The sequence below is a fragment of the Horticoccus luteus genome, assembly GCF_019464535.1.
Classification (GTDB): domain Bacteria; phylum Verrucomicrobiota; class Verrucomicrobiia; order Opitutales; family Opitutaceae; genus Horticoccus; species Horticoccus luteus.
Genome location: NZ_CP080507.1, coordinates 2,808,379 through 2,822,928 on the forward strand (window position 1 = coordinate 2,808,379; position 14,550 = coordinate 2,822,928).

Below are 14,550 nucleotides of genomic sequence, written 5' to 3' on the forward strand. Positions count from 1 at the left end.
CCTTCGCACCCGTTGACACCGTTTGGCGCGCCCACCTAACCTCCCGTCATGGATAAACCAGCCCACGTGCTCGAGTTCGAGCGGCCCCTTCGCGAACTGGAAAAACAGGTGGAGACCCTCCATCAGCAGGCCCTCGAAAACGACATCGATCTCAGCGCCGACATCGGCGTCATGGAGAAGAAACTCGAGCAGTTGCGGCACGAGGTTTACACGCGCCTCACCCCTTGGCAGCGCGTCCTCATCGCCCGCCATCCGCAACGCCCCTACTCCCTCGATTACGTCCGCCTCTGCTGCCAGAACTTCCAGGAACTGCACGGCGACCGCCAGTTTAACGACGATCGCGCCCTCATCGGCGGCACCGCGTTTTTCGAAGGCGAATCCGTCATGATCATCGCGCAACAGAAGGGACGCGACACCAAGGAAAACATCATTCGCAACTTCGGCATGCCCCACCCCGAAGGCTACCGGAAAGCCCTCCGCCTGATGAAACTCGCCGAACGCTTCGGCCTGCCCGTCATCACGTTCATCGACACGCCCGGCGCGTTTCCCGGCGTCGGTTCCGAAGAGCGCCACGTGTCGGAAGCGATCGCCGTCAATCTCCGCGAAATGGCCCTCCTGCGCGTCCCCTCCATCGCAATCGTGGTCGGCGAAGGCGGCTCCGGCGGCGCGCTCGGCATCGGCGTCACGGACCGCGTTCTCATCTTCGAAAACAGCTACTACTCGGTCATATCCCCCGAAGGCTGCGCGGCCATTCTCTGGAAAGATCGCGCGGCCGCCCCGAAAGCCGCCGAAGCACTCAAGCTCAACGCCAACACCCTCCGCGAACTCGGCGTCGTCGACGACGTCCTGGCGGAGCCTTTTGGCGGCGCGCATAACGACTACGAAGCCGCCGCCGCGACGCTCAAACATTCGCTTTCCCGCCACCTCGCCGCGCTGCGTAAACTCTCGCCCGACGACCTCGTCGAGAAACGCTACCAGCGTTACCGCAAACTCGGCGTCTTCGAGGAAATCGCTGCGAAAGCCTGAGCGGCGCAACGCCCCGGCCGGAGCCCTTCGCGCTCCCGGCCGTTGCGTCCGCGCGGTCGGCCGCGCCTGCGTGCGCCGTCAATGCCGCGCGGCGAATTTTCCTCCGTGCGCATCCTCAGCGCCGCACCGTCAGCAATTCACACTTCGTGGCGCAACGGTCCGCCGTATCGATCTCCAACAGCGCCCCCGACAGCCGCACGTCGCCCTCCGCGATCTCAAACCGCCGCGGCATGCCATCGAGAAAGCGTGCCACGACCGGTTGCACCTCGCGCCCGATCACGCTCGCGTAAGGCCCCGTCATGCCCACGTCGCACATAAAAACCGTGCCCTTGGGCAACAGCGTCGCATCCGCCGTCGGCACATGCGTGTGCGTGCCCAACACCGCCGCCACGCGCCCATCCAGATACCAACCCAACGCCTGTTTTTCCGACGTCGCCTCCGCGTGCACCTCCACGAGGATCGCCTCACATTGCCCACGCAATTGCGCAATCATCCGATCCGCACAAAGAAACGGATTGTCCGCCTTGAGCCCCATGAAATCGCGTCCGAGCACGGTGAACACGCCCAACCGAAATCCGCGCGACTCGATGATGAGATGATCCCACCCGGGACACGACGCCGGCAAATTCGCGGGGCGGCAGACGCGATCGACCTGCGTGATTTCCTTTTCCCAACCGCGCTGGTCCCACACGTGATCGCCGAGAGTGATCGCGTCGACCCCCACGCCGAGGAGTGACCGCGCAATCGCGCTGGTGATGCCCGAGCCCGCCGCGGAATTTTCGCCATTCGCGATGACGAAATCCAATTTCAATTCCTCGCGCAGCTTCGGCACCCGCTCGGCCACGATCTCGCGGCCGGGCCGCCCCACGATATCCCCGATAAAAAGAACCTTGATCATCCTCCCAGCGTCGCACCCCCGGGCGCCAGTGCAAGGCAGGAGCTTGCGCGCGCCGACGACACTCGCGCCTCAAAGCCTCTTACTCCGCTGCGTCACCACGACCCAGCGCCCCGTTTCTCCCGCCGCCCGTCAGCCCGCGGGATGATGCGAGTCGACTGCGCTGGAAAACGCCGGCCTCAGCGCCGGCCGATCGGCCGCGCCGCCCCATCAGGACGAGTGCGGTTTCTTCCAGAGCGGTTTGCCGGTTTCCGCGGGTTTGCTCTTTGGCGCCGTGTGATGGGGCACCTGCGGCGCGCGTGCCGCCTGTTTTTGCAGGTCAGCTTGAATCTCCGCCTTGTCGGGCATCACCGGCGCGTTGGGCGAACCAGCCTCGCTCTCGTTCTCGCTACCGGACGCCTTCTCTTCGTGCGCGGCTTCGTGACCGGCGTTCCCCGTGCCATTGCGCTCCGCTTTGGCCGAGCGACTCTGCCGGTTTTTGGCGCCCACTTGCCGCTCCGCCTCCAGCCAGATTTCCACCTCTTGATCCGCCGGCTCTCCGGCTTGCTGCCACAATTGATAAGCCCGCTGGGCGATTTCTTCGTGATTCGGCGATTTCATAAAATGAAAGACAAGGGGTTGGGTGGAAGACTTGGAGCACGCCGAGCATAACGGCGTCCCCTGTTCCCGCCTAGCAGGTCTCAACCCCATGTAAGGCTCGGCGAATCGCATAGGCACTTCGTCGAGCGAAGCCCTAGACCCCAAGCTTGCGCCCGATTCGCGGGAACATTTTTCTCGGCCGTCGTCCTCACTCCCTTTCGCTCGTGTCGCCCCTCGTTCCCCGCGTCCGTGTTTGGTTCTGCGCCGTAGCTTTCACGCTCCTCCTGCCCTCCTTGCTGCGCGCCAACTCGTCGCCCTCGCCCAGCGAGCCGCCGGTCTCCGCCCGCGAACTTCGCCAAGGCTACCGCGACGGCTTCGTGCTCGCCCGCCCCCGCGCTGGATTGCGCGCGCTCGCCACCGATTCTGAAACCCGCGCCGGCCGCCGCGCCGCGCGCATCTTTGATCGCTTCGGCGGTCTTCGCCTCCTCCAAAACACCTCCGGCGAGACCACCGCCGCCGCCATCGCCCGCCTCCGCGCCACCGGCCTCTACGATTACGTCGAGCCCGACCGCATTCGCATCGCCACCGCCACACCCAACGACACCTCTTTCGCGCAACAGTGGAGCCTCCGCAACACCGGCGCCGGCGGCGGCACCGTGGGAGCCGACATCGATGCCGTTGCCGCATGGGACCTCATCCACGACGCGCCCAACGTCATCGTCGCCGTCATCGACACCGGCGTGCGCCTCACCCACTCCGACATCGCGGCCAACCTCTGGAACAACCCCAGCCCCACGTTCGGCGATTATCACGGCGCGCGCTACATTCGCGGCGTGAAATCCGGCAATCCCAACGACGACAGCACCAGCGGCCACGGTTCCCACGTCGCCGGTATCATCGGCGCCGTCGCCAACAATGCCAACGGCATCGCCGGCGTCGCCTGGAACGTCCGGATCATGGCGCTGAAGTTCATGGATTCCACCGGCCAAGGCTACGTCTCCGATGAGATTTCGTGCATCGATTACGCCATCGCCCACGGCGCACAGATCATCAACGCCAGCTTCGGCGAAGACACCACCACCTCCTTCTCTCAATCCGAACTCGACGCCATCGCCCGCGCCCGCGACGCCGGCATCATCTTCGTCGCCGCTGCCGGCAACGACGCCTCCAACATGGACCTCACGCGCCACTACCCCGCGAGTTTTCCGTTGGATAACATCATCGCCGTGGGCAGCTCCACGAAGCTCGACGACGTCAGCACCTTCAGCAATTACGGCCCCGGCGCCGTCGAACTCTTCGCGCCCGGCGAAGCCATCCTCTCGCTCAGCAACGCCGCCGATTCCGGCACCGCCGCCTACCAAATCCTCTCCGGCACGTCCATGGCCGCCCCGCACGTCAGTGGCGCCCTCGCCTTGCTCAAGGCGAAATTCCCCTCCGACAACTACCACCAGCTCATCAACCGCCTGCTGCGCGGCGTCGAACCCGTCGCCCGCTTCACGGGCAAGACCCTCACCGGCGGCCGCCTCAACCTCGCCGCCGCGCTCGTCACCACCGCCAATCGCCCTTTCAACGACGACTTCGCCAGCCGCGCCCGCCTCTCCGGCGATAACATCGCCGCCCGCGGCTCGACTGTCGGCGCCACCACCGAATCCGGTGAGCCCGCCCACGCCGGCAACGGCAGCGCTTCGCTCTGGTATGAATGGACGCCCACCACCGGTGGCCTCGTCCGCCTCAGCACCGCCGGCAGTACCTTCGACACCGTGCTCGCCGTTTACACCGGCACGAACCTCGGCGCGCTCCTCCCACTCGCCAGCAACGACAACGACAGCGGCACGCTCACCAGCCGCCTCGACCTCGTCGTGCAGGCCGGCACCACCTACGAAATCGCCGTCGCCGGCAAAAACGGCGCCACCGGTTTCGCTCAGCTCAGCCTCGGCACCGTCCCCGGCAACGACGCCTTCGCCTCGCCCCTCGTGCTCAACGGCGCCAGCGTGCGCGTCACCGCCACCAATGCCAATTGCACCCGCGAGGTCGGCGAGCCCCAGATCCTCAGCCAGGCCGGCGGCCACTCCCTCTGGTATCAATGGACCGCACCCGCCACCGCCCGCGTCCAAGTCGCCGCGTATTCCACCGACCTCGATCCGCTCCTCGCGATTTACACCGGCTCCTCCCTCACCGCCCTCACCCTCGTCGCCGCGAGCGATGACACGAACGGCCAGCCTGCCAGCCTCTGCACGCTCAACGCCGTCGCCGGCGTCACCTACCGAATCGCCGTCGATTCCAAAGCCGCCGATGTCGTCGGCCAGTTCACCCTCACGCTCGTGGATTCGCTCTGGCAGGCCACCACGGGCAACAACCTCACCAGCTCCCCCGCCGTCGCACCCGATGGCAGCGTCTACGTCGGCAGCGTCGACGGCTACCTCTACGCCTACAACGCCGATGGCTCGCAAAAGTGGGCGCCCTTCAACACCGGTGGCCTCATCGACACGTGTTCACCCGCCATCGGCGACGATGGCACCGTTTACGTCGGTTCGTTCAGCGGCTCGCTCTACGCGATCGACGGTGCGACCGGCGCCCAGAAATGGACCCAGCAAGTCGCCTCCGGCGGCACCGTCGCCAACAGCCCCGCGCTCGCCCCCGACGGCAGCATCTACCTTCGTTCCAACGACGGCCAACTCGTCGCCTTTACCAACGCCGGCACGCAAAAATGGACCTTCCCGATCCCCGGCGAATCCTACGCGTCGCCCATCGTCGCGCCCGACGGCACCATTTACCTCGGCGCCGACAACGCCACGTTTTACGCCGTCAATTCCACCGGCACGCAGCAGTGGAAATACACGCTCTCCGACGCCAACACCGCCATCTACACCACCGCCGCGCTCGATTCCTCCGGTAATATCTACTTCGCCACCTTCGGCGGCGCGCCGAACACCGTCCGCTCGCTCACGCCCGCCGGCGCACTGCGTTGGAGCGCCAGCCTCGGCGACAACTCCACCTCCTCGCCCGCGCTCAGCGCCGACGGCGCCACGCTCTACCTCGCCGCCTACGACCATTACCTCTACGCGTTCAACACCGCCAACGGCGCGCTGCGTTGGAAGTTTCTCCTCGGCGGCGAAGTGCGCGCTTCCTCGCCCGCGGTCGATGCCAACGGCGTCGTTTATATCGGTTGTTACGACGGCCTCCTCTACGCCATCAACCCCGACGGCTCCCTCCACCGCACGTATCCGACGGGCGACTGGATTCGGTCCTCTCCCGCCATCGCCGGCCACGCGCTCTACGTCGGCAGCAACGACCGTAAACTCTACGCCTTCGATCTCAACGCCGGTCCCGCGACCGGGCCCTGGCCCATGTATCGCGCCAACGCCCGCCGCACCGGCCGCGCCATCGTCGAACCCCTCGCAATCGTCGTCCCACCTGCCTCGCTCAACGCCTTGGTCGGCGACCCCGTCGACTTCACCTTCACGCCCAGCGGCACGGCCCCCTTCAGTTATCAATGGCGGAAAAACGGCGCGCCGATCCCCGGCGCCACCGCCGCCACGCTCCATTTCGATGCCGCCGCCGCCGCTGACACCGGCGCGTATTCCGTCACGGTGACCAATGCCCAAGGCTCCGTCACCAGCGCAGCCGCCACGCTCAGTGTTTACGCCGCCGGCCTCTCGCAGCTGAGCAATCTCTCTGTCCGCACCACCGCCGGAAGTGGAAGCCAGACCTTCATCGTTGGCTTTGTGATCGCCGGCGCCAGCAAGCCGCTGCTCCTCCGCGCCATCGGCCCCACGCTCGCCGATTACGGCGTGACCGGCGTCCTGCCCGACCCACAACTCGCCGTTTACGACAGCAGCACGCTCGTGGCCTCCAACGACAACTGGGGCGGCACCACGGCATTGAAGCAGGCGTTCACCGAGCTGGGTGCGTTCACCCTCCCCGACGCCAGCGCCGATGCCGCCCTCCTCACCACCCTCGACGCGAAACCCTACACCGTGCAAATCACGGGCGGCGTCGGCATCGCCCTGGCTGAAGTTTACGATGCGCACCTCGACCCGGCCAGCGCGCCCCGCCTCACTAACATCTCCGCGCGCACGCAGGTCGGCACCGGCAATGGCATTCTCATCGCCGGCTTTGTCGTCCACGGCGCGGGCGCCAAACGCGTGCTCATCCGTGGCGTCGGCCCGCGCTTGCTCGACTACGGCGTGTCCGGCGTCCTCGCCGATCCGGTGCTGCAACTCTTCAAGGATGGCGCGCTCGTCGCCGAAAACGACGACTGGGGCGGCGCTCCTGCCCTGAGTGCCGCCGCGGAAGCCGTTGGCGCGTTTACGCTTGGTCAGGGCGGCAAGGATTCCGCGCTGCTCGTCACCTTGCCCGCCGGCGTTTATACTGCGCAGGTTTCTGGCGTGGGAGGCACGACGGGCGTCGCCCTCGTCGAAATCTACGACGTGCAATAAACGCAGTGCCGCATTGCCGCCGGGCAAATAATCCTCACGTTGCCCGCACATGTTTTCCGCCCGTCTTTTTGGCGCCGCGTTCCTCCTTCCGTTTGCCGTTCTGGCGCGGGATTTTCCTTCGGCCCCGCCGCCGGCTGCTCCCGCTCAGTCCCGCGCCGCTGCCGCGCACCCGATGCCCGCCGCGGCCGAGCCCGCGATCTATTCGATCGATGGCACCTCTGGCCCGCCGACCGATGAAGAGACGCTCTACGTCGAATACGTGAACCGGGCCCGCATGTTTCCCGCGGCCGAGGGCACCCTGCTTCGCAATACCACCGATCCCCAAGTGGTGTCCGCCTACAATTATTTTCACGTCGACCTCGCCAAAATGGAGAGCGAGTTCCAGGCCCTCACGCCCCTGCCGCCGGTCGCGTTCAACGCCCTGCTCACCAACGACGCCCGCGGTCACACGCAGGACATGTTCGACTATACTTATCAGGGCCACGAAGGCCCCGAAGCTCCCCCGAACGCCTCCACGATCACGTCCCGCGCGCTGGCGGCCGGCTACAATTATCAGGTGATTGCGGAGAACGTTTACTCGTTCGCCGATTCACCGTTCCACGGCCACGCAGGCTTCGAGGTCGATTGGGGCACCGCGAGTGACGGCATGCAACCCACCCGCGGTCACCGGGCCAATATCCACAATTCCAACGTGCGTGAAATTGGCGTTGGCGTCGTCATCGGCACAAAAACCGGCAACAACCTCGACGGCAACCCGACCACCGTCGGTCCCCAGCTTGTTTCACAGGAGTTCGGCACTCGCGCCGCCCTCGGCCCGCTTCTCACCGGCGTCGCTTACTTCGATTTGTCGGGCGACCACTTTTATTCCATCGGCGAGGGCCTTGGCCAGGTGACGGTCACCGTTGAGGGCGCGAGCTACTCCGCCGTGACCGCGCCGTCGGGTGCGTTCACCGTGCCTCTGCCCGGCGCCGGCACCTACACCGTCACGTTCACCGGCCCCGGCCTTTCCCAAACCGCCACCGTCACCAGCGCCAGCGGCGAAAACGTGAAACTGGATTTTACGCCCACGTTTTCCCCCGCGATCTTGAGCGGGCCCGCCACCATTTACGTCGGCACGCCGACCGCGTTCAGCATCATGCCGGCTCCCGGCGCCACCGGTTACCTGCTGACCAGCTACCTGCGCGACCTCACGCCCGTCACCGAGAATGCAGAAAACGCCGACCACTTCACCGTCGACGTTTCTGGCTACAATCCGGTGCAGACATCCGTGAAATCCCAAGGCAACGCCGCGTTCAATCTCAAGCACCCCTCCGGCGACGATCAGGTGATGACCTTGAACCGGTCGCTCTTCGTTCGCGCGGGCGCCCAGCTCACGTTCTCTTCCCGCCTTTGCATCGCGACGGCTGAGGAAATCGCCAAAGTGCAGATCTCCACCGACGAGGGCACGACGTGGACCGACATCTACTCGCAGGCAGGGCCGGACCAGCCCGGCGAAACCAGCTTCACCACCCGCACCGTGGATCTCAGCGCCTACGCCGATCACATCTGCCTCTTCCGTTTCCGCTTCGATTCCACCGGTAGCTATTATCCCAGCACGGGCTTCCCGCAGGCGATCGGCTGGTTCATCGACGCCATCGCCTTTTCGCACACCGAAGAATTGCTCGGCAGCACGCAGTCCAGCATGGGCAACGTGGTTTCATTTAATTACACCGCTCCCTCCGCCGGTTCCTATCTCCTCGCCCTGACGCCGGAAAACGTGACCCGTCACCTCCCCGTCAGCGCTCCTCTGCTCATCACCGCCACGCCTTTTGCCGGCACGCCCGCCAGCATCGTCACCCCACCGGTCGGAGCCACCGTCAACGAAGGCGGCACCGTCACCTTGACAGTCGGCGTCACGGGCAGCGCGCCGTTCACCTATCAGTGGCAGAAGGACAACGTCGCCCTCACCGCGGCCACCTCGGCCAGCCTCACCCTTTCCAACGTCACCGTCGGCGACTCCGGCAGTTACACCGTCACCGTCACCAACGGCGGCGGCAGCGTCACGAGTTCTCCGGCCGTTGTCGGAGTCAACGGCACCCCGCCTTCCTTCAGCACGCAGCCGCAAAGCGCCACCATTACGGTGGGTGACACGATCACCCTCACCGGCTCCGCCTCCGGCACCACCCCGCTGACGTATCAATGGCAGAAAGACGGCGTCGACCTCCCCGGCGCCACCACCGACTCGCTTACTCTCGCCAACACGACCGCCGCCAACTCCGGCACCTATCGACTCAACGTCACCAACAGCGTCGGCACGGTGCCGAGCGCCGAGGCCATCGTCACCGTCAATCCCGCCGCCCCGACCGGCGATCAGAGCTATCTCTCCAATCTCTCCGTTCGCGCGGCGATGGTGGAAGGCCAGACCCTCATCGTCGGTTTTGTCGTCGACGGCGGTAGCAAACCCATCCTCGTCCGCGCGGCCGGCCCCGCCCTCAATCAATTCGGACTCACCGGCGTCGCCGACCCGCGACTCACCATCTACAACAGCCAAAGCACGGTGGTCGCGGCCAACGACGACTGGGCCAGCTCCCTTAGTGGCACCTTCGCCGCACTCGGTGCGTTTTCTTTCCCTCCCGACAGCAAGGACGCCGCCCTGCTGGCCCCGCTCGCCGGACCTCACACCGCGCAGGTGACCGGCATCGGTGACGGCGCGATTCTCGTGGAGGCTTACGACGCGGGCATCAACGACGGCACGAAGCTCGTCAACCTCTCCGCCCGATTCCACGTCGGCACCGGCGCTGATATTTTAATCGCCGGTTTCGTCCTTAACGGCACCGGCTCGAAGTCGCTCCTCATCCGGGCAGTGGGTCCGACCCTGGCCGGCTTCGGCGTCCCCGCCACCCTCGCCGATCCCAAAGTCGCCGTGTTCGACGGTGCCAACCTCATCGCCCAAAACGACGACTGGTCGGCCACCCTGAGCGCCACATTCACCCAACTCGGGGCGTTCCCGTTCCAAGACAACAGCAAGGATGCCGCCCTCATCGTCACTCTCGCCGCCGGTAAATCCTACACCGTCCAAGTCTCCGGCGTCGATAACGGCACGGGCGAAGCGCTGGTCGAGATCTACGCGATTCCCTGACTCGCCCGACCTGTCGGGGAACATGTGCCGGCCGCCTCCGACAAATCGCTTGCTTCGCCGATACTGCCGTCGGAAGCTCCTCGCTGACTACAACCCGCAGGCCTCGGGCCTGCTTTTGCCACTCCATGGACGACCAAGCTCCCCAGCAAAATCCGCCGGCGGATTTCAACAAGATTGATCTGACTCAGCTCCAAGGCTTCAGCTTTGGCACTCAGTGGACGCAGGATAAATCCGGTGCCGGCTCCGACCGGCGTTCTGGCGATCGTCCCGGCCGAGAAGATCGAGGAGACCGCGCCGGCCCCGACCGCCGCGATCGTCGGGCCTTCCGTCGCCCCGCCCCCGGCGCCGATGCCGGCCCCGCTCCCGCCAATGCGCCGGCCCGCGATGGCCGTGAGTTTCGCGGCGCCCCCGGTGGCGGTGATCGTCGTCCCCGCCGTGAAGGCGGCGAGTTCCGCGGCGGCCCGCGCCGCGATTTCGGCGGCCCCGGCCGTGGTGACCAATTTCAACGCGGCCCCTACGAGAGCCCGTTTTTCTCCGCCGTCTTTTATCCGGAAGACACGAGCTTCGCCAACCTGGCCAAGACCATTCGCAGCTCCTGCCGCACCATTGAGCTGTTTGAAATCGCGAAGACCGTGATCGGCAAAGCCGATCGCTTCATCGTCGTCCTCGCACGCAAGCCCAATCCGGACGCCCGCGCCAGCGACTCGCCCGCCGCCGAGGGCGCCGCGCCCAAAGGCCACCCGATCTACGTATCCGTGCCGGACGGCCTGCCCTTCGAATCCGAAGAAGCCGCCATCGCGCACGTCCTCGCCACGCACCGCGACCAGTTCTTCGATACCGCCGAGGTCGAAGTCGATCCGCCGAAGGGCAACTTTCAAGTCGTCAACCGCTGCGGCGTCACCGGCGCTTTGCTCGGTCCGCCGAACTACCACCGTTACAACCAGATCGTGCAGCAACACTTCGCGACGAACATCAGCCGGATGTCGCCCGAAGCGTTTCGCTCCCGCATCGAAAGCGTCCGCGAACCCGAGCTCATCCAGCAATGGCTCGAGGGCATGAAGAAGACCACGCGCTACACGTGGAAGCTCACCCCTCCCGCTGAGGGCGAGTCGGCGCCCGCCTTCGATTCGCTCGAAGAAGCCCGCTATTACCTTCTTACCAACGCGCGCGACAAAGTGGTCCGCGCCACCGACCAAGCGCGTTTCCACGGTAAAATCGTCGAAACGCTCCCGCCCGGCGAAATCCGCAGCGCCGTCGAAGGCGCCATCGAACGCCAGCGCCGCTTCCCGCTCGATACGGCCAATGCACTCCGCGGCCGCCTCCGTCGTGAAGGGTTCACCATCTTCAAGAAGGGCTCCAAAGGCATTTCTTACGTCTGCGCCGTAAAACGCAAATTCCGCACGCCCGACCAGACGTTCTCCGATTCACTCGGAGCGCTGATCGCGTTCGTGGAAGCACACCCGATGGTCCGCGCCAGCGAATTGCCGGTGAAATTCCTCGGCCTTAAACTGCCGTCGGCTCCCAAGCCCGCCGCAGCCGCCGCCCCGACGGAATCTCCCGCCGCGGCAGAAACCGCCGCTCCGAACGCTTCCCCGGAAGCGCCCGCCGTGGCTCCGGCCGCAGAAGCGACGCCCCCGCCGGCCGCCCCCGAACTCACTGTCGAACAGCGTGAAAAGATCGCCCGCCTGAACGGCGACCTCCGCTGGCTCGTCACCGAAGGTTACGTCACCGAATTCATTGACGGTCGCCTCTTCGCCGCGCCACCGATGGTCGAGGCGCGAAAGAAGGAAATCGAGGGCGACGATCACGATCCCGAAAACTTTCCGGAGGCTCCGGTCGAAGCGGCACCCGCCCCAGCCGCCGCCCCAACGGCGGAGTCGCCAGCGCCGTCCACTGATTCCTCCACCAATGCGCCCGCGGTCGAAGCTGCGCCCATTGCGGACGCACCCGCGGAGCCCACTCCTTCTCCCGCCGCCGAACAACCCGCTTCGCCCGCTGCTGAGATCACGCCCGCCGCGGCCGAGAACACTTCGGCACCGGCGGAAAGGCCGAGCGAGCCACCGCGCGCCGCAGCTGAGTAAACGCCGCAATGCCTGCGGCCGTTAGCCCAGCCGGGCGGCTCCAAGCGTATCTGCATCGCTCCATTCCGCTTTCGGCGGCGATGCAGGTGCGGGTGACGCATTGTGAACAAGGCGTGGTGGAACTCACCGCGCCCCTTTCGCCCAACGTCAATCATCGCCACACGATGTTTGGCGGCAGCATCTCCGCGCTCGCGCTGCTCGCCGGTTGGGGCGCTTTTCACCTCGCTCTCGAAGCCAGCGCCGTGAACGCCGAAATCGTCATTCGCCACAACACCATCGACTACGTGGCGCCGGCGGCGGGCGATGTCACCGCCCACTGCGCCGCCGTGAGCGACGAGGAACGCGCACGTTTTGCGCGCACGTTCCGACGGCTCGGCAAGGCGCGCATGCCACTGGTCGTCACCTTGCGTTGCGGCTCCACGGTTGTCGCCCGCTTTCACGGCGACTATGCCGCTCTCGCCGGCTGACGCCGGAACTCCTCCACGTCACAGGCAGCCGCGCGCAGACGCAATCCCTTCAGGCCGATGTTCTCGGCACTGCAGTTACCTCCGGCTCGCGCGGGCCGCCCCCGCCAAACCACCCGCGCCCAATCTTAAAGAGACGTCGCGCTGGCGCGGCGTTCCGGTGCCAACGTGTCGTCCAAACGTTCCCCCACGCGGTTCGTCATGATGCCGTCAGCGTCGCGAGAGTCACCCATGACGTCCTGTTTACTCAGGTCATCCTGAGCCAACGGTTCGCGCAGTTGCCGCTCCGCTTCCGTCCAGTGTTCGACATGGCGCCCATGTGGGCAACCCTGCTCCACCCAGATCGAGTGAGCGCGTGCCGCAACCTCATCGTGCGTCGGAAGACGCGGTGTCGTCGCCGCAGGAGTAAAAAGTCGTGTCGTCGTGCGAGTCTTTTTGTTTCTCATAGCGGGGCTATTATGCCGCTTCGGACCTTGCGCTGCACTCGGTAATTTCCTGTGCCCTTGCCTGCGAGAAACCGCCATGCTGCGTTCAACCCGTCGCCCCACCGTCGCGGGCGGCGCGTTTAGTGACGCAGGCGCAACGTATGCCGCTCGTCCCCGGCGATGCCCAAGTCCAGATGCCAGGCGGTCGCCGGCAGCCAGTCGGCGACATTTTCCGGCCACTCGACCGCCAGGCACCAAGGCGACCGCAAAAAATCCTCCAGCATCAACGCCTCCATCTCCGCCGCGCCGTTTAACCGATACGCATCGAGATGCACCAACGTGCGTTCCCGACCATGATACAGGTTGAAAATCGTAAACGTCGGGCTCGTCACTGCGTGCGTCACGCCGAGCGCGCGCGCCAGCCCCTGCACGAAGGTCGTCTTCCCCACGCCCAGATCGCCGTGCAACGCCAGCACGACATCGGGCGGGAGCACCTCCGCCACTCGGCGCGCCACCGCCTGCGTTTCCTCCGCCGACGCCGTCGCGACCCCGCGCCGAAGTTCTGCCACCACGTCGCTCATACGCCTCCGGCCAGGTGCTCGTAACCCCGAAACGCCGCCAGATCCACCGCGTCCGCAGGTCGTTGGCCGACCGTCACGAAACGCCCGATGCACGTCAACCGCGTGCGGAATTGCCGGCGCCACGCCTTTTCCAAACCCGCTCGGTCCGCCGTTCGCGCCACCGCCAGGGCGAGTTCATAATCCTCCCCTTCGCTCAACGCCGCCGCGACCGACGCACCCGCCCGCCGCGGCAGCGCCGCCGCCTGCAACGCCGGTTCCGCACCCCGCGGCGTCAACGCATGCAGGTCCTTCGCCAGCCCATCGCTCACATCCATCATCGCCCGCACGTCCGCGCGTCGCGCCAGCCAGGCGCCTTCCTCCAACCGCGGCGTAAACCGCCAGTGATGCCCGCTCGCCACGCTGCCACCGATCGTGCCGGTCACATAAATCCAGTCGCCGATCGCTGCGCCGCGGCGCGAGATCACCCGCGCCGTCCGCCCCGCCGCCGCCGTCCCCAGCAACGTGAGACTCGCCGCCAGCACGCCATTCGCCTGCGCCACGTCGCCGCCCACGACCGGCACCCGATACCGCCGCGCGCACGCCGCCAGTCCGCGATAAAACCCTTCCAGCCACCACACGCTCACCTTCGCATCGAGCGTCAACGCCAGCACCGCCGCCGTCGGCCGCCCGCCCATCGCCGCCAGATCGCTTAGATTCCGTTTCAACAATTTCGCTCCGACTGACCGCGGCGCGATCGTGGCGTCAAAATGCCGCCCGTAAATCACCGGGTCCACCGTGATCAACTGCCGGCCCGCCACGGCCGGCAGCACCGCGCAGTCGTCGCCGATGCCAAACGGTGCGCGTGGCGAGGCCGTCCCGAGCCAGCGCCGGATCGCTGTAATCAACCGCTCCTCGCCCAGTCCGCCCACCGCGTCGTCCGGTCGTGCCGCAAACGGATCCATG

General features: G+C 66.1%; 10 protein-coding genes. 5 read left to right on the forward strand and 5 right to left on the reverse strand.

Going from position 1 to position 14,550, the window contains the following annotated elements:
• The first annotated feature begins 48 nt into the window (after positions 1-48).
• Entirely contained in the window at positions 49-1,026 is a 978-nt protein-coding gene (locus K0B96_RS11475) for an acetyl-CoA carboxylase carboxyltransferase subunit alpha (RefSeq protein WP_220161035.1), read from the forward strand.
• A 115-nt stretch (positions 1,027-1,141) separates the two neighbouring features.
• On the opposite strand, the gene K0B96_RS11480 is transcribed toward K0B96_RS11475, so the two are convergent.
• Together K0B96_RS11480 and K0B96_RS11485 are read right to left on the reverse strand one after the other, a co-directional pair.
• Positions 1,142-1,924 carry a TIGR00282 family metallophosphoesterase gene (locus K0B96_RS11480; protein ID WP_220161036.1) on the reverse strand — a complete coding sequence of 261 codons (783 nt, stop codon included), beginning with the start codon at positions 1,922-1,924 and terminating at the stop codon, positions 1,142-1,144.
• Positions 1,925-2,131: 207 nt separating this feature from the next.
• Complete coding sequence (locus tag K0B96_RS11485) at positions 2,132-2,521, reverse strand: DUF2934 domain-containing protein (RefSeq protein WP_220161037.1); 390 nt, start codon at positions 2,519-2,521, stop codon at positions 2,132-2,134.
• A gap of 203 nt (positions 2,522-2,724) precedes the next feature.
• On the opposite strand from K0B96_RS11485, the gene K0B96_RS11490 reads away from it, so the two are divergent.
• From K0B96_RS11490 to K0B96_RS11505, 4 genes are all read left to right on the forward strand, one after another.
• Positions 2,725-6,939, forward strand: a complete 4,215-nt coding sequence (locus K0B96_RS11490) for a S8 family serine peptidase (protein WP_220161038.1) — start codon at positions 2,725-2,727, stop codon at positions 6,937-6,939.
• Positions 6,940-6,988: 49 nt separating this feature from the next.
• Positions 6,989-10,057, forward strand: a complete 3,069-nt coding sequence (locus K0B96_RS11495; protein ID WP_220161039.1) for an immunoglobulin domain-containing protein — start codon at positions 6,989-6,991, stop codon at positions 10,055-10,057.
• A 125-nt stretch (positions 10,058-10,182) separates the two neighbouring features.
• Positions 10,183-12,138 (forward strand): hypothetical protein, encoded by a 1,956-nt coding sequence (locus K0B96_RS11500; RefSeq protein ID WP_220161040.1) that lies wholly within the window; start codon positions 10,183-10,185, stop codon positions 12,136-12,138.
• Between the two features lie 8 nt (positions 12,139-12,146).
• Positions 12,147-12,605 (forward strand): YiiD C-terminal domain-containing protein, encoded by a 459-nt coding sequence (locus tag K0B96_RS11505; protein ID WP_220161041.1) that lies wholly within the window; start codon positions 12,147-12,149, stop codon positions 12,603-12,605.
• 125 nt (positions 12,606-12,730) lie between these two features.
• Here the strand turns inward: K0B96_RS11505 and K0B96_RS17700 are convergent, their stop codons facing one another.
• The 3 genes from K0B96_RS17700 to thiL are packed head-to-tail and all read right to left on the reverse strand — an operon-like array spanning position 12,731 to position 14,549.
• Entirely contained in the window at positions 12,731-13,126 is a 396-nt protein-coding gene (locus tag K0B96_RS17700) for a DUF2934 domain-containing protein (RefSeq protein ID WP_425602945.1), read from the reverse strand.
• Positions 13,127-13,167: 41 nt separating this feature from the next.
• The gene (gene tsaE / locus K0B96_RS11515; RefSeq protein WP_220161043.1) at positions 13,168-13,608 is read right to left on the reverse strand and encodes a tRNA (adenosine(37)-N6)-threonylcarbamoyltransferase complex ATPase subunit type 1 TsaE; all 441 of its coding nucleotides are present in this window, start codon (positions 13,606-13,608) and stop codon (positions 13,168-13,170) included.
• Positions 13,605-14,549 (reverse strand): thiamine-phosphate kinase, encoded by a 945-nt coding sequence (gene thiL, locus K0B96_RS11520; RefSeq protein ID WP_220161044.1) that lies wholly within the window; start codon positions 14,547-14,549, stop codon positions 13,605-13,607. The genes tsaE and thiL overlap by 4 nt, the downstream gene beginning before the upstream one ends.
• Between the last annotated feature and the right edge of the window lies 1 nt (position 14,550).

Coding starts and splice junctions, on each gene's coding strand:
- K0B96_RS11475 (WP_220161035.1), top strand. CDS start 49: ATGGATAAACCAGCCCACGTGCTCGAGTTCGAGCGGCCCCTTCGCGAA.
- K0B96_RS11480 (WP_220161036.1), bottom strand. CDS start 1,924: ATGATCAAGGTTCTTTTTATCGGGGATATCGTGGGGCGGCCCGGCCGC.
- K0B96_RS11485 (WP_220161037.1), bottom strand. CDS start 2,521: ATGAAATCGCCGAATCACGAAGAAATCGCCCAGCGGGCTTATCAATTG.
- K0B96_RS11495 (WP_220161039.1), top strand. CDS start 6,989: ATGTTTTCCGCCCGTCTTTTTGGCGCCGCGTTCCTCCTTCCGTTTGCC.
- K0B96_RS11500 (WP_220161040.1), top strand. CDS start 10,183: ATGGACGACCAAGCTCCCCAGCAAAATCCGCCGGCGGATTTCAACAAG.
- K0B96_RS11505 (WP_220161041.1), top strand. CDS start 12,147: ATGCCTGCGGCCGTTAGCCCAGCCGGGCGGCTCCAAGCGTATCTGCAT.
- K0B96_RS17700 (WP_425602945.1), bottom strand. CDS start 13,126: ATGGCGGTTTCTCGCAGGCAAGGGCACAGGAAATTACCGAGTGCAGCG.
- tsaE (WP_220161043.1), bottom strand. CDS start 13,608: ATGAGCGACGTGGTGGCAGAACTTCGGCGCGGGGTCGCGACGGCGTCG.
- thiL (WP_220161044.1), bottom strand. CDS start 14,549: ATGGATCCGTTTGCGGCACGACCGGACGACGCGGTGGGCGGACTGGGC.